General features: G+C 59.7%; 18 protein-coding genes and 1 pseudogene. 10 read left to right on the plus strand and 9 right to left on the minus strand.

The genetic code is table 11. The features are described 5' to 3' along the window. Positions 1–16 precede the first annotated feature (16 nt). On the plus strand, positions 17–373 hold the full coding sequence (locus EAH74_RS02920) for a hypothetical protein (protein WP_008156668.1): 357 nt from the start codon (positions 17–19) through the stop codon (positions 371–373). A 4-nt stretch (positions 374–377) separates the two neighbouring features. Here EAH74_RS02920 and EAH74_RS02925 read toward each other — a convergent pair whose 3' ends face one another. Then, positions 378–1,028: a DUF1826 domain-containing protein gene (locus EAH74_RS02925; protein ID WP_140675730.1), complete on the minus strand. Its 651-nt coding sequence runs from the start codon at positions 1,026–1,028 to the stop codon at positions 378–380. Then, complete coding sequence (gene zigA, locus EAH74_RS02930; RefSeq protein WP_140675733.1) at positions 1,028–2,236, minus strand: zinc metallochaperone GTPase ZigA; 1,209 nt, start codon at positions 2,234–2,236, stop codon at positions 1,028–1,030. The genes EAH74_RS02925 and zigA overlap by 1 nt, the downstream gene beginning before the upstream one ends. A gap of 143 nt (positions 2,237–2,379) precedes the next feature. Here zigA and EAH74_RS02935 point away from each other — a divergent pair, with 143 nt between their 5' ends. Further along, positions 2,380–2,757: a glutamine synthetase gene (locus tag EAH74_RS02935; protein WP_140675736.1), complete on the plus strand. Its 378-nt coding sequence runs from the start codon at positions 2,380–2,382 to the stop codon at positions 2,755–2,757. Positions 2,758–2,761: 4 nt separating this feature from the next. On the opposite strand, the pseudogene EAH74_RS33715 reads toward EAH74_RS02935, so the two are convergent. After that, a pseudogene (locus tag EAH74_RS33715) lies at positions 2,762–2,878 on the minus strand (hypothetical protein); the annotation flags it as partial. Between the two features lie 122 nt (positions 2,879–3,000). Here EAH74_RS33715 and folE2 point away from each other — a divergent pair. From folE2 to EAH74_RS02975, 7 genes are read left to right on the plus strand one after another with little or no spacing between them, the layout of a single operon-like run. After that, entirely contained in the window at positions 3,001–3,897 is an 897-nt protein-coding gene (gene folE2 / locus EAH74_RS02945; RefSeq protein ID WP_140675744.1) for a GTP cyclohydrolase FolE2, read from the plus strand. Continuing rightward, entirely contained in the window at positions 3,894–4,562 is a 669-nt protein-coding gene (locus tag EAH74_RS02950; RefSeq protein ID WP_140675747.1) for a metal ABC transporter ATP-binding protein, read from the plus strand. The genes folE2 and EAH74_RS02950 overlap by 4 nt, the downstream gene beginning before the upstream one ends. Then, a complete protein-coding gene (locus tag EAH74_RS02955; protein WP_140675750.1) occupies positions 4,562–5,425 on the plus strand; it encodes a metal ABC transporter permease in 864 nt (287 codons plus the stop codon). Before EAH74_RS02950 ends, EAH74_RS02955 begins: the two co-directional genes overlap by 1 nt. 14 nt (positions 5,426–5,439) lie before the next feature. Further along, positions 5,440–6,315, plus strand: coding sequence for a metal ABC transporter substrate-binding protein (locus EAH74_RS02960; protein ID WP_140675753.1), 876 nt, complete (start codon positions 5,440–5,442; stop codon positions 6,313–6,315). Further along, positions 6,312–6,872, plus strand: coding sequence for a DapH/DapD/GlmU-related protein (locus EAH74_RS02965; protein ID WP_140675756.1), 561 nt, complete (start codon positions 6,312–6,314; stop codon positions 6,870–6,872). Before EAH74_RS02960 ends, EAH74_RS02965 begins: the two co-directional genes overlap by 4 nt. A 2-nt stretch (positions 6,873–6,874) precedes the next feature. Next, complete coding sequence (locus EAH74_RS02970) at positions 6,875–8,212, plus strand: dihydroorotase (RefSeq protein ID WP_140675759.1); 1,338 nt, start codon at positions 6,875–6,877, stop codon at positions 8,210–8,212. A 17-nt stretch (positions 8,213–8,229) separates the two neighbouring features. After that, the gene (locus EAH74_RS02975; protein ID WP_140675762.1) at positions 8,230–9,111 is read left to right on the plus strand and encodes a His/Gly/Thr/Pro-type tRNA ligase C-terminal domain-containing protein; all 882 of its coding nucleotides are present in this window, start codon (positions 8,230–8,232) and stop codon (positions 9,109–9,111) included. Positions 9,112–9,135: 24 nt separating this feature from the next. On the opposite strand, the gene EAH74_RS02980 is transcribed toward EAH74_RS02975, so the two are convergent. Further along, a complete protein-coding gene (locus tag EAH74_RS02980; RefSeq protein ID WP_140675764.1) occupies positions 9,136–9,657 on the minus strand; it encodes a DUF3617 domain-containing protein in 522 nt (173 codons plus the stop codon). 131 nt (positions 9,658–9,788) lie between these two features. Here EAH74_RS02980 and cls point away from each other — a divergent pair, with 131 nt between their 5' ends. Continuing rightward, a complete protein-coding gene (cls, locus tag EAH74_RS02985; protein ID WP_140675767.1) occupies positions 9,789–11,228 on the plus strand; it encodes a cardiolipin synthase in 1,440 nt (479 codons plus the stop codon). Here the strand turns inward: cls and cfaB are convergent. The 5 genes from cfaB to hflK (EAH74_RS03010) all read right to left on the minus strand — a co-directional run bounded on the left by cfaB (position 11,225) and on the right by hflK (EAH74_RS03010) (position 18,587). Continuing rightward, positions 11,225–12,409: a C17 cyclopropane fatty acid synthase CfaB gene (gene cfaB / locus EAH74_RS02990; protein ID WP_140675771.1), complete on the minus strand. Its 1,185-nt coding sequence runs from the start codon at positions 12,407–12,409 to the stop codon at positions 11,225–11,227. The genes cls and cfaB overlap by 4 nt on opposite strands. A gap of 226 nt (positions 12,410–12,635) precedes the next feature. Further along, a complete protein-coding gene (locus tag EAH74_RS02995; RefSeq protein ID WP_140675774.1) occupies positions 12,636–14,546 on the minus strand; it encodes a cation-translocating P-type ATPase in 1,911 nt (636 codons plus the stop codon). After that, positions 14,543–15,601, minus strand: coding sequence for a protease modulator HflK (gene hflK / locus EAH74_RS03000; protein WP_140675778.1), 1,059 nt, complete (start codon positions 15,599–15,601; stop codon positions 14,543–14,545). Before hflK (EAH74_RS03000) ends, EAH74_RS02995 begins: the two co-directional genes overlap by 4 nt. Further along, positions 15,598–16,632: a protease modulator HflC gene (hflC, locus tag EAH74_RS03005; RefSeq protein WP_123367475.1), complete on the minus strand. Its 1,035-nt coding sequence runs from the start codon at positions 16,630–16,632 to the stop codon at positions 15,598–15,600. The genes hflK (EAH74_RS03000) and hflC overlap by 4 nt, the downstream gene beginning before the upstream one ends. Continuing rightward, complete coding sequence (gene hflK, locus EAH74_RS03010) at positions 16,629–18,587, minus strand: protease modulator HflK (protein ID WP_140676151.1); 1,959 nt, start codon at positions 18,585–18,587, stop codon at positions 16,629–16,631. The genes hflC and hflK (EAH74_RS03010) overlap by 4 nt, the downstream gene beginning before the upstream one ends. Positions 18,588–18,749: the final 162 nt, after the last annotated feature.

Consider the following 18,749-nt stretch of genomic DNA (forward strand, 5'->3'; position numbering starts at 1 on the left):
TTCTGAGGAGGTAAGAATGCGGTTGATGGGATTGTCGTTGCTCCTGGCGCTCACTTCAGGTGAGGCGCTGGCTCAAGCCTGCGTGGTACATAGCACGGCTGCGCGACTCGACGTGAAAGTCTGCCAGCAGAACCGCAACATTCCGGAAAAACTGTTCGCCGATGGATTCTGCCAGCCGAACCTTCCTGGCCAGAAAGTCGAGGTGCAGTACGTCGACCAATGCCCCACCGGCGCGTTCGGCGTGTGCAGCAACGCCCAAGTCGCCAATATGCCTTACCGGCAGGATATTCACTATTACGGCGTAGCCACGGATGCGGCGTATTTGAAGCCGTTTTGTGAAGCCCAAAGCCAGGGAACCTGGCTCAAGCCGTGAGCCGCTAGCTCAGCCAGTCGAGCGTCAGGATCAGACGCCGCTCACCGGACGCAAGCTGTGGCGACCGGTGAATAAGGCCGAAGCCTTCGTTGCCATGCCATTTCTCGCCTTTGAGCAACGCCACTTCGCCGCTGGCGATCTGCTCGATCAACGAATCGTCCTGGGGTTCGGCTTCGGCGTTGCCCAGTTGTCGGCGATCCATCGCACCTTCCTTCAGCCACTGGCTGCCGATCCCGCAATACGTGGTGATCAGCCGCACCGGCACGTGATCGACGTGGAAACGCGGACACATGGCCTTGTCCAGGACCCGCAGGCGCAGGCCGACATGCTTGGCGCCCAGCAAACAGGCGAAAGCACTGACCAGCCAGGAGACGTCGGCGATGAAACCTTCGTAACCTTCGAGATCGCTGAAACCTGAGGCCAATCCATGAAGATTGGGTTCGGTATCAGCGCTGGGCAGTTCCAGGACCAGCGACTCGGCCAACGGCTTGTTCAGGGACAGCAGCAAACGCCCGAAATCAGCGATGTGCGCCGGCAGTTGGCGACGCCAAACGACGAGGTTTACGCCGTCATCCAATATTCGGGTCAGCGCTTGCGGCGCCTCACCTTGAACCTGATAAATGATCGGCCGCATTTTCAGACCGGGTGCCAACATCAGGCTGCCGCCTCTTCATGCCACGGGCCAAATGGATCCGACAGCAATCGCCAGCCCCCGACGCCTAACGCCATTTCATCGTCGGTCAGCAGGCAATTGTCGAGTTCGTTGGTGAGTTGCGCAAAGTCGATGTTCTGGCCGATGAACACCAGTTCCTGGCGGCAATCGCCAGCGGTTGCGGTCCAGTTTTCCATGATCCCGGCGGTGCTTTCTTCGTCCTGCGGCCATTGGGTTTTCGGCACAAAACGCCACCAGCGCCCGGCGAAACCATGGCGCATCAATCCGCCGGCCTGGGACCAGCTACCGGCGTCCATGTGCTTGCTGGCCAGCCAGAAGAAACCCTTGGAGCGCAGCAGTTTGCCGTTCACCCACGGGCGGTCGATGAAGCTGTAAAAACGTTGCGGATGAAACGGTCGGCGTGCTCGGTAGGCTGTCGAGGCGATGCCGTATTCCTCGGTTTCGGGCACGTGTTCGCCACGCAATTCCTGTAGCCAGCCCGGCGCCTGAGCGGCCTTCTCGAAGTCGAAACGACCGGTATTGAGGATTTTCTTGAGCGACACTTCGCCCATCACCATCGGAATGATTTCCGCTTGGGCGTTAAGCCGTTCGAGGATCGCGATCAACTCCTGGCGTTCGCTGCTGCTGATCAAGTCGATCTTGCTGATCAGAATCACGTCGGCGAATTCGATTTGCTCGATCAACAGGTCGGTGATCGAGCGTTCGTCCTCTTCACCCAAGGTTTCACCACGGGATGCGAGGCTTTCGGCGGCCTGATAGTCGAGCAGGAAGTTCATGCCATCGACCACTGTGACCATGGTGTCGAGCCGGGCGACGTCGGCCAGGCTCTGCCCTTCTTCATCGCGGAAGGTGAAGGTTTCCGCCACGGGCATTGGCTCGGAAATGCCGGTGGATTCGATCAACAAATAATCAAAGCGACCCTCCTTGGCGAGTTTGCTCACCTCTTCCAGCAAGTCTTCGCGCAAGGTGCAGCAAATGCAGCCATTGCTCATCTCCACGAGTTTTTCTTCAGCACGGTTCAGGCTGACATCGCGCTGAACTTCGCTGCCATCGATGTTGATTTCGCTCATATCATTGACGATCACTGCGACCCGCAAATTTTCGCGATTACGTAGTACGTAATTAAGAAGTGTACTTTTTCCGGCACCGAGAAAGCCCGACAGGACGGTCACGGGGAGACGATTGGGCATCAGGTATTCCTCACAAAGATGCCCGGTCGCAGTGTCGGGCTTAACTTGATGTTATAGTATAACAACACAATCAAGCCACTCTCCTCTTGCCCACGATGACAAATGGCACGATGCTCAAGCCCGTTCGGTCCGTGAGAAATCCTATGCGTGTAGCCCTGAAAATAACGCTGATAAGCTTTTCGCTGCTGGTCGCTGTCGACGCCTGGGCGCAAATCCCGAGCCTGGCCAAATGCACCCGAAGCGCCAATCTGCTGGCCTGCGTGGATAGCGACGGCAACGCCTACAGCGTCAACACCGTCGGAAGCACGATCTATCTGCGGGGCTTCGAAGCAGCCGGAAAACGCCATTGGGCACAGACCAACAGTCGCTATGGACAACTCACGTTCTTCACTGGGCTCGCTTCCGATGGCGAGGCCTGGGTCGGCTACAACCGTCGCGTCGGCTGGACCACGATCAATCGGTTTTCCAGTTCCGGTGGCAGCAGTGGCAAGTTCACCTGTAGCCGAATTGCGGGATGTTAGCCAGCGACTTCAGCACCGCAAATCCCGCTTGTTCCACGCGCTTCTGATGCAGTGTGGTGATGCCCGCCAGACTGCCAAGCACCGTGCTGCCCAACTGCAAACTGGCGGCGAAGGCCGCGCTGGCCAGGATCAGGTTCAACAACTGACGTCTGTGCATGATGAAAGCCTGTTCATGAAAAAGGCATGGCCGATTTTGATGTAATAACATAACATTCGAAATCGACTCTCACGATGGACCTGCTCATGAATGCGCTGACTCTGCCGGATATCGCTGCGCAGGCCTCACGCCAAGCCCTGCCACTCGACTGGGTGGGCATGTGCGGCATTGCTCTTCCTGTTTTGTTCGATGGCCAACGGCTGAGTGCGAAAGCCGACGCGGGCGTTAGCCTCGATGATGGAGAGGCGCGCGGGATTCATATGTCGCGGCTGTACTTGGCGCTGGAAATGCTCGAGCAAGAAAACCTGACGCCCGCCTTGTTGCGGCGAGTTTTGCAACGTTTTCTCAAGACTCATGAAGGACTGTCCAACAGCGCGTACTTAAAAATCCACACCGATTTACTGCTCAAAAGACCGGCGCTGGTCAGTCCATTGGCCGGCTGGAAAACCTATCCAGTGAGCATCGAAGCACATTTGAAAAACGCGATGTTCCACGTGGAACTAAAAATCGACGTGCCTTATTCCTCGACCTGCCCGTGTTCGGCCGCGCTTTCCCGGCAACTGATTCAGCAGCAATTCGTCGATGACTTCGCCAACAAGCCGCTGCAACATGCCGATGTGTTGGCTTGGCTCGGCTCCACAAAAGGCATCGTCGCAACGCCTCACAGCCAACGGAGCACTGCAAGATTGCGGCTTCGAGTGGACGACTATCTGGAAGACTTGCCGCTGATCGCGCTCATCAACGACGCTGAAGCGGCCCTCGGTACCGCCGTACAAACAGCGGTAAAACGCGCCGACGAACAAGCCTTCGCGCTGGCCAACGGTCAGAACCTGATGTTCTGTGAAGACGCCGTCCGACGTTTGAACCTGGCGTTAAAACGCTCCCCCGGCATCAACGCCTTCCACATACGAGTCGTCCACGCGGAAAGCCTCCACGCCCACGATGCCGTCGCCGAAAGCCGCTGGAATTGGGAGGCCGCATGATTCATTGCCAAGCCTTGCGTTGGGGCGCACCTGGCCAGCCACTGACTCCATCCGTGGAATTCGAACTGGCCAAAGGAAGTCTGACCGCCGTAATCGGTGCCAATGGCTCGGGTAAAAGTAGCCTGCTGAAAGTCATCGCTGGCTTGCAAAAACCGCTGACCGGCAAAGTCATCCTGGATGCTCCACGCAAGGGCAGCCTCTCGTTCCTTGCACAGCAACAACACCTGGATCGCCAATTTCCCATCAGCCTGCAAGAGTTAGTGGCCGCCGGTTTCTGGGGTAGCACGCAGTCTCCCGAGATACGCAGACAACGCCTCAAAGCCGTGCTGGAAAACTGGTGTCTGAGCGGACTGGAACAGCGCCCATTGATGGCCTTGTCCGGCGGCGAATTACAGCGTGCCTTGCTCGCCCGTTTGAGCCTCGCCGACACACCATTGCTATTGCTCGACGAACCCCACGCCGCCCTCGACGAGCTCGGTCAGGCACTGCTCTGGAAACACATTCACGCCTGGCATGCCGAAGGTCGAACCCAGCTGATCGTGTGCCATGACCTGGCCGCCGTTCGCCAACACATTCCTCAAACGTTGCTGATCAAAAGCAGCGGCTGCGTCCTCGGGTCGAGCGTTGATCTGATCCACCAACAACCACATACGCGGGTGGCCTGATGCTCGCTACCGCTCATCTTTGGCAACCGTTCCACGAGTTCGTGTTCATGCGTCGAGCGCTGCTGGGTGGATTGGTCCTGGCGTGCAGCACCGCACCGTTGGGCGTGTTTCTGATCCTGCGACGGATGAGCCTGATCGGCGACGCGGTGGCTCACGGCATTCTGCCGGGGGCCGCGTTGGGCTTCTGGTTCGCCGGATTGAGTCTGCCGGCGCTGACCGTCGGCGGCCTCGGTGCCGGTCTCGGCATGGCCGGACTCGCCGCCTGGATCACCCGTCGCACCGGCCTGCGGGAAGACGCCAGTCTCGCCGCGATCTACCCGATCTCCCTTGCCTGCGGTGTGCTGATCCTCGGCATCGCCGGCAAACGTCTGGACCTGTTGCACCTGTTGTTTGGCTCGGCACTGGCGGTCGATGGCCCGACGCTGACCGGCATGTTCTGGGTCTCCGGCTTCAGCCTGATCGCCATGGCGTTCATCTACAGACCGCTGTTGCTGGACACCCTCGACCCACTCTTTCTGCAAACCGTCAGCCGACTCGGTCCCTTGGCCCACGGCGTATTTCTAACCCTGGTGGTGCTGAATCTGGTGATCGGTTTTCAAGCCATCGGTGCGCTGATGGTGGTCGGTTTGATGATGTTGCCCGCCGCTGCTTCTCGCTTCTGGAGCCGTCGCTTGCCGACGTTAATGGCCATCGCCGCCCTGCTCGGCTGCCTCTCGGTGTGGCTCGGACTGTTGCTGTCGTTCTACTACTCGCTCCCCAGTGGCCCGGCGATCGTGCTGGTGGCTGGCGGTTTGTATCTGCTGTCCGTGGTGTTCGGACCGGTGCATGGCTTGCTGCGCCGCCCGCCTTTGCTCACATCCTGATGAGGTGTTACCCGATGCGCGTTTTACTCGTGCTGTTCAGTTTGATGCTGTCGATGTCGCTGTCTGCTGCGGAAAAACTTCAGGTAGTCACCAGTTTCAGCATTCTCGCCGACATGACCCATCAAGTCGGCGGCGACCATATCCAGATCACCAACATGGTCGGCCCGGATGCCGATGCTCACACGTACGAGCCGACGCCGGACGACGCCAAGGCGTTGCTCAAAGCCAAACTCATCATCAAAAACGGCTTGGGTTTCGAGCCATGGCTGGACCGCCTGGTGACCAGCACTGAGACCCAAGCGCCAGTGATCAGCGCGAGCCACGGCGTCATCCCGCGCTCCCTGGATGAAGAGGGCGAGACGATTCCCGACCCGCATGCCTGGCACAATCTGGCGAACGCTGAGCTGTATATCAGCAACATCAGCAAGGCGCTGATCGCCGCCGACCCGACGAATAAAGCCGACTACGAACGCAACAGTCAGGCCTACCTGAAACAGATCTACGCGCTGCTCGCCGAAGCCAAGACCAAACTCGGTTCGCTGCCACCGCGCAATCGCAAAATCGTGACGTCCCATGACGCCTTCGGTTATCTCGGTCAGGCTTACGGCATCGACTTCATGGCGCCTCAAGGTCTGTCCACTGAACGAGAACCGTCAGCCGCCGAAGTCGCCGCACTGATCACCCAGATACGCCAGGCCAAGGTCAAAGCGGTGTTCATGGAAAACATCAAGGATGCACGCCTGCTCAAGCAGATTGCCGATGAAAGCGGCGCGCACATCGGTGGCACGTTGTACTCCGATGCGCTAGCGGCGACCGGTCCGGCCAGCACCTTCGTCGGGATGTTCGAGTACAACCTCAACACCCTGTACGACGCGTTGGGCAAGCCATGATCCGCAAGAATCCTTCGGGTGATTTGCCCCTGATTGCCGAGTCAGCGTACGTGGACAACACCGCCATCATCTGCGGCAAAGTAGTGATCGGCGAGAACGTCTTCGTCGGTCCTTACGCGGTGATTCGTGCCGACGAAGTGGATACCTCAGGAGAGATGGAGCCGATCACCATCGGCGCCAATTCGAACATCCAGGATGGCGTGGTGATCCACTCCAAGTCCGGCGCGGCAGTGACCATCGGCGAGTTCAGCTCCATCGCCCACCGCTCGATCGTTCATGGTCCGTGCAAGGTTGGCGACCGGGTGTTTATCGGGTTCAACAGCGTGCTGTTCAACTGCATAGTCGGCGACGGTTGCGTGGTGCGGCACAACTCGGTGGTCGATGGTCGCGACCTGCCCGAAGACTTCTATGTGCCCTCCACCACCCGCATCGGCCCGAATACAGATCTGTCGCAGTTCCCACCGGTGAGCGTCAGCGCCTCGGAGTTTTCCGAGGACGTGGCGCGCACCAACGTCGACCTGGTGCGCGGCTACAAAGCCCTGCAGAACGAGTTCTGACCATGAGCAGCGTGCTGATTCGCAATGCCCGGCTGGTGAACGAAGGCCGTGAGTTTGACGGTGATCTGTTGGCGAGCAACGGTCGAATCGTGAAGATCGCCAGCAGCATCCACGGTGAAAATGCCGACGTGGAAATCGATGCACAAGGGCGATGGCTGTTGCCCGGAATGATCGACGACCAAGTGCACTTCCGCGATCCAGGCTCGCCAGACAAGGGCAGCTTCTACACCGAATCGCGGGCTGCGGTGGCCGGTGGCATCACCAGCTTCATGGACATGCCCAACACTAATCCGGCGACCCTGACCCTCAGCGCACTGACCGACAAAAAGCGCCGAGCGGCGATCAGCTCCGTCGCCAATTACGGCTTTCACTTCGGCGTGAGCAACGACAATCTCGATACCGTTGCCAGGCTCAATCCCTGTGAAGTAGCCGGAGTCAAAGTGTTCATGGGCGCCTCGACCGGCAACATGCTGGTCGATGACCCACGGATTCTTGAACGGTTATTCGCCGAGGTGCCAACCCTTTTGTTGGCCCACTGCGAGCACACGCCCAGCATCGACGCCAATGCCGCGAACCTGCGTGACTTGTTCGGCGAACACATTCCAGCTGCGGCCCACCCGCTGATCCGCAACGCCGAGGCCTGCTTTCGCTCCTCTTCGATGGCCGTAGAGCTGGCCAGACGTCACGGCACCCGACTGCACGTTCTGCACCTGACCACCGCCCGCGAGCTGGCGTTGTTCGAAGACAAGCCGCTGGCACAGAAACGCATCACCGCCGAAGTCTGCCTGCACCACTTGCTGTTCGATGACCGGAATTACCTTGGCCTCGGCAACCTGATCAAGTGCAACCCGGCGATCAAAACCCAGGCCGATCGCGATGCCTTGCGCGAAGCATTGCTGAGCCATCGGCTCGACGTGATCGGCAGCGATCACGCGCCACACACTTGGGCCGAAAAACAGCTGCCCTACAGCCAGGCACCTTCCGGGTTGCCGTTGGTGCAACACGCCCTGCCCGCGTTGCTGGAACTGGTCGCGGATGAAGTGTTGCCGATCACCACGCTCGTGGCCAAGACCAGTCACCGGGTCGCCGATCTGTTCGCGATTCCCGACCGCGGTTATCTGCGCGAAGGCTATTGGGCCGACCTCGTTCTGATCAAACCCGAACCCGGCGGTGTCGCCGTTGCCCAACAGCCGATCCTGTCTCAATGCGGCTGGACGCCTTTTGCCCAATGGCGTTTTCGCCACAGCGTCAGCACCACGATCGTCTCGGGTCAAATTGCCTGGCATGACAAACTACTTAATGACAACTGCCAGGGTTTACCTCTACGGTTTATGCGCTAGCACTCGAGAGCACCGACATGATTCACATCACCCTGAGCGATGGTTCATTGCGTGAATACGACCAGCCACTGTCGGTGTACGAACTCGCCGCGAGTATCGGACCCGGGCTGGCAAAAGCAGCAGTCGCAGGTCGAGTAGACGGCATATTGGTGGACTGTGAGTTCATGATCGAGGCCGATGCCCGGGTCAGCATCGTCACGCCTCAAGAGCCCGATGGGCTGGAGATCCTTCGACGCTCCTGTGCACTGATGCTGGCCATGGCCGTTAAACAACTCCATCCTCAGGTGCAACTGCATGCAGGGACGGCGCTGGGCGACGGGTTCTTTCAGGCGTTTTCTACCGACCGTCCCCTTATGCAGACAGACCTGCCACTGATCGAGGCTCGCATGCAGACTCTGGCGGCGACCAATCACTCGATTCGCCGTCAAGGAAAGACGCCGCTGTATCGCCTGGGGAACTTCGAATCTTCGACGGTTGGCCCACATGTCCCCACCACCAAAGTGCTGCAAGCATTCACCCTCGACCACATCAGCGGTACGTTGCCGCAACGGATATACGGTACGTGCTGGTCCTGCCAACAGGAGCTCGATAACTGGCGGACGCCGCCACACGTCATGATCGTCAGCATGGACGAACGTCAGGCGGATTATGCGCAGTCGGTGACTGAGGTATTGCGTCGAAGTGGCGTGCGCGCCCGCGCGGATCTACGTCACGAGAAAGTCCGCCAAAAGATTCGCGAGCACAGTCAGCACGTACCGTATCTGGTGGTGATTGGGGAGAAAGAACAGGAAGGTGGATTTGTCAGTGTGCGCAGCCGCACCGGGGAAGACTTCGGGAGGATGGCGATAGACGCGGTGTGCGAGTGGTTGAATCAAGCCCGCCCCCACACGGCCATGTAGGGAGCGGACCTGTTGGCGAAGCTTTTAAGCCCTCGGCTTGACGGTCCCGCAATCCTGCCCCAACCACACGGCGCGGCTATCGAGGCTGCCCTTCTGCTGAATACCGGTGGCGTTGAACGTGCCATTAACCTTGGTGGTGAACTCACGATCACTGAGGAAAGTGGCGACACCGGTGCCCTGCGCTTTCGGACAGCTGAAGCGGAATTTCCACTGATTCCCGCTGCGGTCGGTGATTTCCTGCTTGCAGCCCGACTGTGGATCGGTCAGCGGAATGTCGTTGGTCTTCACCTGTTCTGGCGTCAAGCAAGCCCGAATCCCCTTGCCGCCCATGGTGATGCCCTGCTTCTCCAGCTGCGCACGCTGTGCCGGGGTCATCTGGCCCTGCAACTGGCCAAGGATCAACTGCAAATCCGGGAGATTCTGGTCATCGACCTTCATGTTGCTTGTGGTCATTTCCCACAAGCCGGGCTGCAGCATCTGCGCCTGAGCGGCCACAGGAAGTGACAAACCAATAGCCATGGCCAAACCCAGCAGACGAACGTTCATCGAGTAACTCCTGATCAGTAGTGGCCGTTAGACGTCAGCCAGTGGCTTCGGTTCATGGGCCAATTAAATAGCGACATTCTGCACGGAACATGGTCTGTTAAGCATTGAATCTTCAGGAGCAAGGCTGCCCCATGGATTACTTTGGACCGCATATTTTCGGCTACACGATTGCACTGCTTCACTCGCTGGGCCTGATCGCTGCCATCCACGCCGTGCTCACCGTCCGGACCGCCCAGGGATCGATCGCCTGGGCCCTGTCGTTGCTGTTTATTCCCTACCTCACGCTCATCCCCTATCTGGTCTTCGGCCGCAGTACCTTCGATGGCTACATCAAGGCTCGGCGCCAGGCCAACGAAGAAATGCGCAAGGCTATCTCCGAGCTCAACTGGCGCCCTTGGGTAGAAGAGGCGCTGACCGCTCGCGCCTCAAGTGCTTACGCATCCTTGAGGGCCATGCCGAAACTGGGGCGCATGCCGTGCCTGGCGAATAACGAAGTGCGCTTGCTGATCAACGGCCAGGCCACCTTCGACGCCATTTTTGAAGCCATCAGCAACGCGAAGGAAGCGGTGCTGATTCAGTTTTTCATCATCCACGACGATCGCCTCGGCCAACGCCTGCAAACCTTGCTGCTGAAGAAAGCCGCTGAAGGCGTGGCGGTTTATTTATTGTACGACCGCATCGGCAGCCATTCCCTGCCTCACAGTTACGTGCAGCCGTTACGTGATGCCGGCATCGAGGTTAAAGCCTTTGCGACCCGCAGCGGCTGGCTCAACCGCTTCCAGGTCAACTTCCGCAATCACCGCAAGATTGTGGTGGTCGATGGAGTGCTGGGTTTCGTCGGTGGGCATAACGTCGGCGACGAATACATGGGCGAGAAACCACCCCTCGCCCCGTGGCGCGATACCCATGTGCAAGTACGCGGACCGGTGGTTGCCTGCATGCAGGAATCGTTTGCTGAAGACTGGTTTTGGGCGGCCCGCTCATTGCCGCCGCTGATCCTGCCGGACGTTTACCCGGACGACGGCGTGCTCTGCCAATTGCTCGCCAGCGGCCCGGCGGATTCCTACGAGACCTGTTCGTTATTCTTCGTCGAAGCTATCCATGCGGCAACCGAACGGGTGTGGATCACCAGCCCTTATTTCATACCCGACGAAGCTGTGTTCGCGGCGTTAAGGCTGGCGGTTCTGCGAGGCGTGGATGTGCGGCTGCTGCTGCCCTCACGACCGGACCACCGGATCGTCTACGCCGCCTCCAGCCTGTATGCCTTCGAAGCCGTGCGCGCGGGCGTGCGGGTGTTCCGCTACGAGCCGGGATTCCTGCATCAGAAAGTGGTGTTGATCGACAGCGAAATCAGCGCCATTGGCAGTGCCAATCTGGACAACCGCTCGTTCCGGTTGAATTTTGAATTGATGTTGTTGACGGTCGACAGCGCGTTTGCCGCCGAAGTAGAACAGATGCTCATCGATGACTTCGCCCAGGCTCACGAGATCGCCAAAGAAGAAAGCCGGGAGACCCACCGCCTGCAACAGGTCGGCATGCGGGTCGCCCGGCTTATTTCACCGATCCTTTAAGGGTTGTAGATGTCGTCGCGAGTCCATGGCAGTTCATGGCTGCCATCGGGGTGGGCTTTTACCGCGAGAATCTGGTGCAAGTTGATCCAGCCCTTGGCGAACGCATAAGCGCATCCCGCCAGGTACAGCCGCCAGATACGCAGGGCCTGCTCCGGCACCTGCCTGGCGGCGGCTTCCAGATTGTCTTCCAGGCGCTCGCTCCAGTGGTCCAGCGTACGCGCGTAATGCAGGCGCAGACTCTCGACGTCGACGATCTCCAGCCCTGCTTCGCTGATCTCGGCAGAAATCATCGACAGATGCGGAAGCTCGCCATTGGGGAACACATACCTCTCGATGAATTCGCCGGCACCGCGCCCCACCGGACGGCCATCGATGTGTTTGGCGGTGATCCCGTGGTTCATCACCAGGCCACCCTCTTTCACCGCACCGAACAAGGTCTTGCAGTACTCGGCCAGATTGGCGTGGCCAACGTGTTCGAACATACCGACACTGACCACTTTGTCGAAGCGACCGTCCTGAGGCAGGTCGCGGTAGTCGAGCAGTTGCAGTTCGACCAGATCGTCCAGGCCCTCGGCAGTCACCCGTTCACGGGCAAGTGCCAGTTGCTCTTTACTGAGTGTGATCCCGAACACCTTCGCGCCAAACTCCCGAGCCGCATACCGTGCCAGTCCGCCCCAACCACAACCGACATCCAGCAGGTATTCCCCTGGTTGCAGCCGCAGCTTGCGGCACAGGTGGCGGAATTTCGCTTGCTGGGCTTGCTCCAGCGTTTCGCTGCCGGTCTCGAAATAGGCGCAGGAATACGCCATGTCACTGTCGAGCCACAGCTGATAAAACGCATTGGAAAGGTCGTAGTGGTAGGAAATCGCCTTGGCGTCGGCTTCTTTGTCGTGAGCGGTGCGCACTGGCTGGCTGTCTTGATCACCGAGCAACGCCTGGCTCCACTCATCGCAGACGCGGATCACGTCACTGATGGAGCCTTCCAGCTCAAGTTTACCTTCGACAAACGCCGCTCCTAGCGCGTCCAGGCTTGGGTGAGTGAACTGGGTAACCATTTGTGGGTCCTTGACCACAATTGTGACGCTAGGCGTCGGCCCCAGGTTGAATTCATGGCCGTCCCAGAGTCGCAGGCGTAGCGGTAACTGCAGATTCTGTAAGGCCGGTGGAAGGTGCGCGAGCATGGATAGTCCCTCGTGTTTCAGACGTCTGATGTGAGGGTAGACCATCTTTGAAAAATAGCTGGCTATCGAATTAATAGCCCTTTTGTATGATTCGTAACGCTCGAACCCACCGTTGCGAATTCACAAAATTGATTGCCCTCACGTAGATGACTACGAATTCGTCGTACAGTTCTGAAAACTTCAAATCGACCGTGATCGCCCTGTTTAGAGCACTCACCCGGCGTACTCAATCCTCATCCTTAAGCTTGAGCAATGGTTCCTGAAAACGCAGTAAACGCCCGGCGTTCCCCAACACCAGCAACGTGCTGAAATTGTGCAACAGCGCAGCAATCATCGCGCCCGCAGCGCCAAGCCAACCGAAGGCGGCGAAGGCTACAATCGCCAGCGTCCAGCCCAGACCGATGATCACGTTAACCTGCAACGTCTGCCGGCATTGGCGACTCAAGCGCACACACGTGCCGAGTCGACGCAGGTCGCTGCCGATCAGGACGATGTCGGCCGAAGCCAGCGCGATGTCCGCCCCGCCCGCTCCCATGGCGACGCCAACCACACCGGCCTTGAGCGCCAGCGAATCGTTGATCCCATCTCCCACGACCATAGGCCGGAAGCCGCTGCCGATTTCCTTCAGCACGCGATTGAGTTTGTCCTCGGGCAACGCTTGAGCTTCAACGTCACTGATCCCGACATCGCGCGCCAATGTGTGCGCGACGCTTTGCCGATCACCTGTCAGCAGCAACTGCCGACCCAACCCCAACTCACGTAGCTCGCTCAAAGCAAATCGAGCTTCAGGTTTGACGCTGTCGGCCAGCAACAGCCAGGCGAGGAACTCACCGTTGAGCGCCAGCCCGGCAATCGGGCCATCGTGGTCGGGGACACTTGAAGTGGCGATGCCCAATTGGGTGAACAACTCCGGACGACCGAGCGCCGCCTCGCCCTGCTCCGTCATCGCCACCACGCCCAATCCCTGACGCTCGTGGATGTCGCAGAGCTGCAGAAAATGTTCCTGGGTGACCAACCCGGCGAGCGCGCGGCTGACCGGATGACTGCTGGCGGACCCGAGGCTGGCGGCAAGTTTTAGAACGTGACCGCGATCCTCCAGAGGACTGTCGATGGATTGTAAACGCAAGGTGCCGAAGGTCAGGGTTCCGGTCTTGTCGACCACCAGCGAAGTCAGGTCTGCCAACTCTTCGAGGAACGCGGAGCTGCGAATCAGAATCCCGTGCCGAGCGGCCACCGCCACCCCGGCAATCGCCGTGGCCGGAGCCGACAACACCAATGCACAAGGACAGGCCGCCACCAACACCGCGAGCATGGCCTGAGCATCGTTAGTGACGAACCAGGTCACGGCGGCCAGCAGCAACACCAGCACCATGTAGCTGCCGGCGTAGCGTTCCAGCAAACGCGTGATCGGTGGTTTGGAACGCTCGGCGCTTTGCATCAGCGCGATGACTTTGCCGAGGGTCGACTCATTGCCGGTGCGAGTCACTTCAATACGCAGCAGACCGTCGAGGTTGATCGCGCCGCCGAAGACTAGCATGCCGACGCCCGCCTCCATCGGCACCGATTCGCCGGTAATCGAAGCGGTGTCCAGGCTCGCCTGTCCGGACAACACCCGACCATCCGCCGGCACTCGATCACCCGCGCGCACCTCGACGAGGTCGCCGGCCTTGAGTGTGCCGTTATCGACTTCGACGATGGAGCCATCGGCCTGAACCTTGCGCGCGTGGCTGCGAGTCAGTTTGCCGAGGGCACGAATCGCTTCCTGCGAGCCGATCACGCTGCGCTCTTCCAGCACGTGGCCGAAGATCATGATGATTGGCAGCAACGCCGCAGTCAGCAGATCTCCCATGGCCCACGCCCCCAGCATGGCCAGGGCGATCAATTGATCAGTGATCCCGTGCAGGCTTGGATAACGCAGGCTGTACCAGGCTGAACGCATCACGGGCACGGCCACCAATAACGAAGCAAAGCCCAGCAGCAATTGACTGACGCCCGTCTGCTCCGGCGCCAACCAGCGCCAGCTCAGACCGAGGGCGAGCAGGCCCAATGCGAGCATGGCCAAGGTCAATTGACGCGCGGCGCTGCGTTGTTCAGCCGAGGACAACATGCTCGGTGCGGCGGCGGTTTGGGTGGTCATTGTGCAGCTCCCTGAATGATCAGGCGGGAATCGTCTTTCGGGTTGACCGTGGTCACCGAACCGGCCTGACCGAGAATCTTCGGCATCCGCTCGCGGTAGATGCGCAGCAGCATTTGCGGGTCCGTCCCTTGTTGTTGCGCCTTAGCCAGGCTCAACACCGTGGCCGTGTCCGCCGAGGCTTTGGCCAGCCGTTCGCTCGCTTGGGCATGAGCGACTTGCAGCGTGCGATCGGCTTGTTCGTTGGCAGTCTGAGTCAGTTTCTCGGCTTCAGTGCGAGCATTGGCCACAGCTTTATCGGCTTGTTGACTGGCGGTCAGAACAGCGTTGAAGGCGTTGACCGCCGGACCCGGCAGACTCGATTGCACGTCGACTCGCGTCACTTCAATGCCTACCCCCTGCCCGGTCGCGGTCAGGTCAGCCAGGCGCTGATTCATGGCTTGCACCAGATCACCGCGCAACCGTTCGCGGCGTTCAGCAGCCTGACTATCGGCGCCGATCAACTCCGGTCGAGCGACCAGAATAGTGTCCAGATCTCTTGCGGCAGTCAGGGTCACCGCACTGCGAGTCACCAATCGATCCAGCGCCGGCAACACATGTTCGCCTTGAAGGACGAAGGCATAAGGCTCGGTGACTTTGTAGAAAACACGCACATCCAGTTGCACCACGCCCGCGTCACCGGTGAGCAAATAACCGGAGCCGGCAAGTGCATCGCTGATTGGTGTAGCGAAACTCGCTACCCGGTCTGCCTGCGACGCGGCATCTGTACGCAGCAGGTTTTCCACCCGACGCTCAATCACCCGATCCGCCGCAGGCAACAAAATCACCTGCTCAAACGGACGCGGCCAGGCCAATAGCAGCCCAGCATTCTGGATACGATCCAACGCGCCGAAGTGCAACACCACCGCGCGATTTTGCGGATCGATCTGCCGCACATTGGAGAATGCCCACACCAAAGCGGCCAGCACCGTCACGGCGTAAAGGGCCAAAAAAGCCAATCGCCCAGCCTGAATCCAGGGACTGCTTAACTCATTTGTTCCACGTGGAACTAATTTCATGGTTGCGACCCGGCCTTGTTATCGAGGGTCGGCGGACCGTCAACCAATACCCTGAACGGCGCGGCGTCGGTGCGCAGAATCAGTTTTGTACCGGGCGTGACGATGGTGCCTAGTGTGTCGAGGGAGCGCAGCAGGTTGTAGAGCTGGGGCGATCCGGCGTAGGCGCGACCGTAAATTTGCGCGGCTTCGACGCGCGATTGTGCTTCGATGTCCGCCGCTTTTACCGTGGCGTCGGCCTGCACGATGCGCGCGTCACGCTCGGCAGCGGAACGGATTTGCGCCGCTTCGCGCTTACCGATGGCTGTGCGTTCGGTGGCGATTGTTTCACGCTCGGCACGCATGCGATCGACCGTGGCCGTGAGGGTTACCGACGGCAAAGTCAGACGCTCGATACCGACTTGCAGCACCCGCACGCCATAAGTCGTGAGCAGCTGCTGATCGATTTGCTGCCGCAGTTGCGCTTCAAAATCAGCGATGTGTACTTTGTTGGCATCGGTGTTCACCAGGTTAGCCAGATCAAAACTGCTGGCCGTGGTTTCCAGAGCCGAACCCACAAACGTGCGAATCTGCCGCGCTGCTTCGTCCGGCTGATTCTGTACGGCGCGCATGAAGCGCTGCACGTTGTCCGGATCGCCTTGAACCTGCCAGGCCACATACGCCTGAACGATGATGCGCAAACCGTCCCGCGTACCCACATCCTGTAAACCACTCGAGGTCGTGCGCAGTCGCAGATCGACAGGAATCGCTGCTTCAAAAGGAGCAGGCCAACGCCAGCCAAGACCTGGTTCCAGCAATACCCGCGACGGATTACCAAAACGCGTGATCACCGTGGCCTCCCCCGAACGCACTTGAACCAGGCTCGCTGCCGCGATGGCGAACGCCACCAGCAACGCCGCCCAACCCATCCGCCGCCATGGGAACGGGCCAGCTTCTTGGGGATCACCGTGGTGGTGATGTCCGTGGTGATGCCCGCCATGGCCGTGATCGTGGCCAGTGTGGTCGTCGTGATCGTGAGTGTGCGACTGGCTCAATTGGCAGCTCCTGGCTGAGCGGTTTTACGCGCCGGCGCAGGATCAGCCGGCAGCGTGAATGTACGGAGGTCGATGGTCGGCGCGTTACTGCTGCCGCCCAGACGATGATCCAGTACCAGCAACCTGGCATTGGCCAGGCCCTGGGACAGTTGGCTGAAGTACTGCTCCAGCACGAAGGCCTGGCCGGCGCTGGCGTAGGCCTTTTGCTCGGCACTGAATCTCAAGTCTGCCGCTTGGGCGGTGGCGTTGATTTCACGAGCGCTGGCCGTCGCTTGATCGCGTGCGATGCTGGCCTGCAATTGCGCCTGGTTAGTGGCCTCCGCCGCCGCCCCACGCTCGCGGGAAATCAACGCCTGGGCGCCAATCTGAGCAGCCTGAACGCCGTGATAGGCATTGGCGGCACCGGCCGGCGGATGAATCGCCTCGACCACGGTGGCGAGAATTTCCACGCCGCTGTCGAGTTTCTGCAGGTCAGCCTGTACCGCGCGACCAATCTCTTCGGCGAGCCCTGCCCTGTCTTCACCGAGCAAACCGTCGAGGGTTCGCGAGGCGAAATCGTGGACCAGAATCCGGCTGGCGGTGCTGCGGATTAGCGTTGGCACGTCGGCGCTGTTGTAGGTCGCGGCCAACGCCGCTTGATCGCTCAGGCCGATACGGTAGACGAAACGCACGTCCATGTTGACGATCTGGAAGCTCTGCTTATCGGCTCGACTGCTGGCAATGACTTGGGATTTGTCGTTCACATGGCTGGCGTCCCACAAGCGATTGGCAATCGCGGGCGCCGGGCCTTCGGCGGGTTCGGCCACAACCGGAGCCGGTGTGTCGCCAACACTGGTAGCCAACTCGTGGACCACACCATTCTCGACGCTCAACACTCGGCCCAGAGGCCAGGGCAAACCCGCGTGCAAACCAGGGCCGAATACCTCCACCGGTTTGCCGAATCGCTCGTAGATGCCCCGCCCTTGCATGGGGATTTCGTGGATGCCGGTGAGTGACCAACCGACAATTGCCACCACCATCAGCACCGGAAAAAACGCCCGACGCATGTAGGTGAAGGCCCAGATCTGTCGCAGGTCGATGCCGAAGCGGTTGTGCAATTCGTGCTGCAACGCCAACAAGGGTTGCGGCGGCCAGCGCAGCATGTCGGCGACGAAGCTGCGCGCCAGCAAGGCAGGTTCGAGTTGTTCGCGCTGCGGACTGAACAACGACAGCAGGGCGCGCAACAGCAGCTCGGCGGCGACCAACCCTGGCAGCAAGCCAATCAGTACCGCCAGACGCACCGGCCATACCGAGGTTTCACTACCCAACAACAGGCACAAAGCGCTGAGTACCAGGCAGATGATCGCCACCCGAGTCATCTGCGCCAACGACGCTGCTTCGGGCCATTGCGCGACGTTTTCCTGCGCCAGTTGTCGCTCCAGCACCAACAAACCGAAGGCCAGCAACAAGGACAACGCCGCACCGACACTGGCCGACAACCCCAGTGCGGCCGGCGGCAGTACAAGGTTCCAGACTTGTTCGATGCTCAATAACGTCAGCAGCGACCAACCGCCAAGCCACAGTGTCGGAGCGCCGATCTGCACCAACATTCGCAGCCATCGCTGGCTGAGCCGATCCAGCAGCCGTTCGTACCAGCCCACCGGGGCAACGACTTCGTCCGCAACGACGACCTGCACGACCGGGTTCAACGCCCGCGCGCGCCACTGGGTCACCCACCAGGCCGATTGCAAACCGGCGACCAGCACCAGCAAACCGGCGCTCTGATTGACCAGCAACGCAGGCCAGAGCGACTGCGGCGCAAACAGCCCGACAAAAAACGCCAGCAACCAACCCGTCGCCGTAAGAGCGCCCAGACCGATTGCGAACTGACGCAATCGTCGCCCTTGAAAAACCGCCAGCTGGAAACGCGGCAGCCCGGCTACTTGCGTCCCATCGACATCGAGATCGACTTGCATACCACCCCAGTGTTTATCGTTGCTCATATCGCATTTCGTTACGATATAACGAAAGCCGTGAAATTTCCGTTCTTAAATGCTGTATCTAAAGGCGCTCAACCTGTCGCTTGGCTGAAGCCTTGACCGAAATGTTGCGGAATGCACATATTACGTTCGTAATTT

This window comes from Pseudomonas mandelii, assembly GCF_006438925.1.
Taxonomy (GTDB): Bacteria; Pseudomonadota; Gammaproteobacteria; order Pseudomonadales; family Pseudomonadaceae; genus Aquipseudomonas; species Aquipseudomonas mandelii_C.

Bases quoted from the DNA above. Each gene is read 5' to 3' on its own strand.
- EAH74_RS02935 (WP_140675736.1), top strand. From the start codon at position 2,380: ATGCGTGTAGCCCTGAAAATAACGCTGATAAGCTTTTCGCTGCTGGTC.
- EAH74_RS02965 (WP_140675756.1), top strand. From the start codon at position 6,312: ATGATCCGCAAGAATCCTTCGGGTGATTTGCCCCTGATTGCCGAGTCA.
- hflK (WP_140676151.1), bottom strand. From the start codon at position 18,587: ATGCAAGTCGATCTCGATGTCGATGGGACGCAAGTAGCCGGGCTGCCG.
- cls (WP_140675767.1), top strand. From the start codon at position 9,789: ATGGATTACTTTGGACCGCATATTTTCGGCTACACGATTGCACTGCTT.
- EAH74_RS02955 (WP_140675750.1), top strand. From the start codon at position 4,562: ATGCTCGCTACCGCTCATCTTTGGCAACCGTTCCACGAGTTCGTGTTC.
- cfaB (WP_140675771.1), bottom strand. From the start codon at position 12,409: ATGCTCGCGCACCTTCCACCGGCCTTACAGAATCTGCAGTTACCGCTA.
- EAH74_RS02995 (WP_140675774.1), bottom strand. From the start codon at position 14,546: ATGACCACCCAAACCGCCGCCGCACCGAGCATGTTGTCCTCGGCTGAA.
- EAH74_RS02920 (WP_008156668.1), top strand. From the start codon at position 17: ATGCGGTTGATGGGATTGTCGTTGCTCCTGGCGCTCACTTCAGGTGAG.
- EAH74_RS02970 (WP_140675759.1), top strand. From the start codon at position 6,875: ATGAGCAGCGTGCTGATTCGCAATGCCCGGCTGGTGAACGAAGGCCGT.
- EAH74_RS02980 (WP_140675764.1), bottom strand. From the start codon at position 9,657: ATGAACGTTCGTCTGCTGGGTTTGGCCATGGCTATTGGTTTGTCACTT.
- folE2 (WP_140675744.1), top strand. From the start codon at position 3,001: ATGAATGCGCTGACTCTGCCGGATATCGCTGCGCAGGCCTCACGCCAA.
- hflK (WP_140675778.1), bottom strand. From the start codon at position 15,601: ATGAAATTAGTTCCACGTGGAACAAATGAGTTAAGCAGTCCCTGGATT.
- EAH74_RS02975 (WP_140675762.1), top strand. From the start codon at position 8,230: ATGATTCACATCACCCTGAGCGATGGTTCATTGCGTGAATACGACCAG.
- EAH74_RS02925 (WP_140675730.1), bottom strand. From the start codon at position 1,028: ATGTTGGCACCCGGTCTGAAAATGCGGCCGATCATTTATCAGGTTCAA.
- zigA (WP_140675733.1), bottom strand. From the start codon at position 2,236: ATGCCCAATCGTCTCCCCGTGACCGTCCTGTCGGGCTTTCTCGGTGCC.
- EAH74_RS02960 (WP_140675753.1), top strand. From the start codon at position 5,440: ATGCGCGTTTTACTCGTGCTGTTCAGTTTGATGCTGTCGATGTCGCTG.
- EAH74_RS02950 (WP_140675747.1), top strand. From the start codon at position 3,894: ATGATTCATTGCCAAGCCTTGCGTTGGGGCGCACCTGGCCAGCCACTG.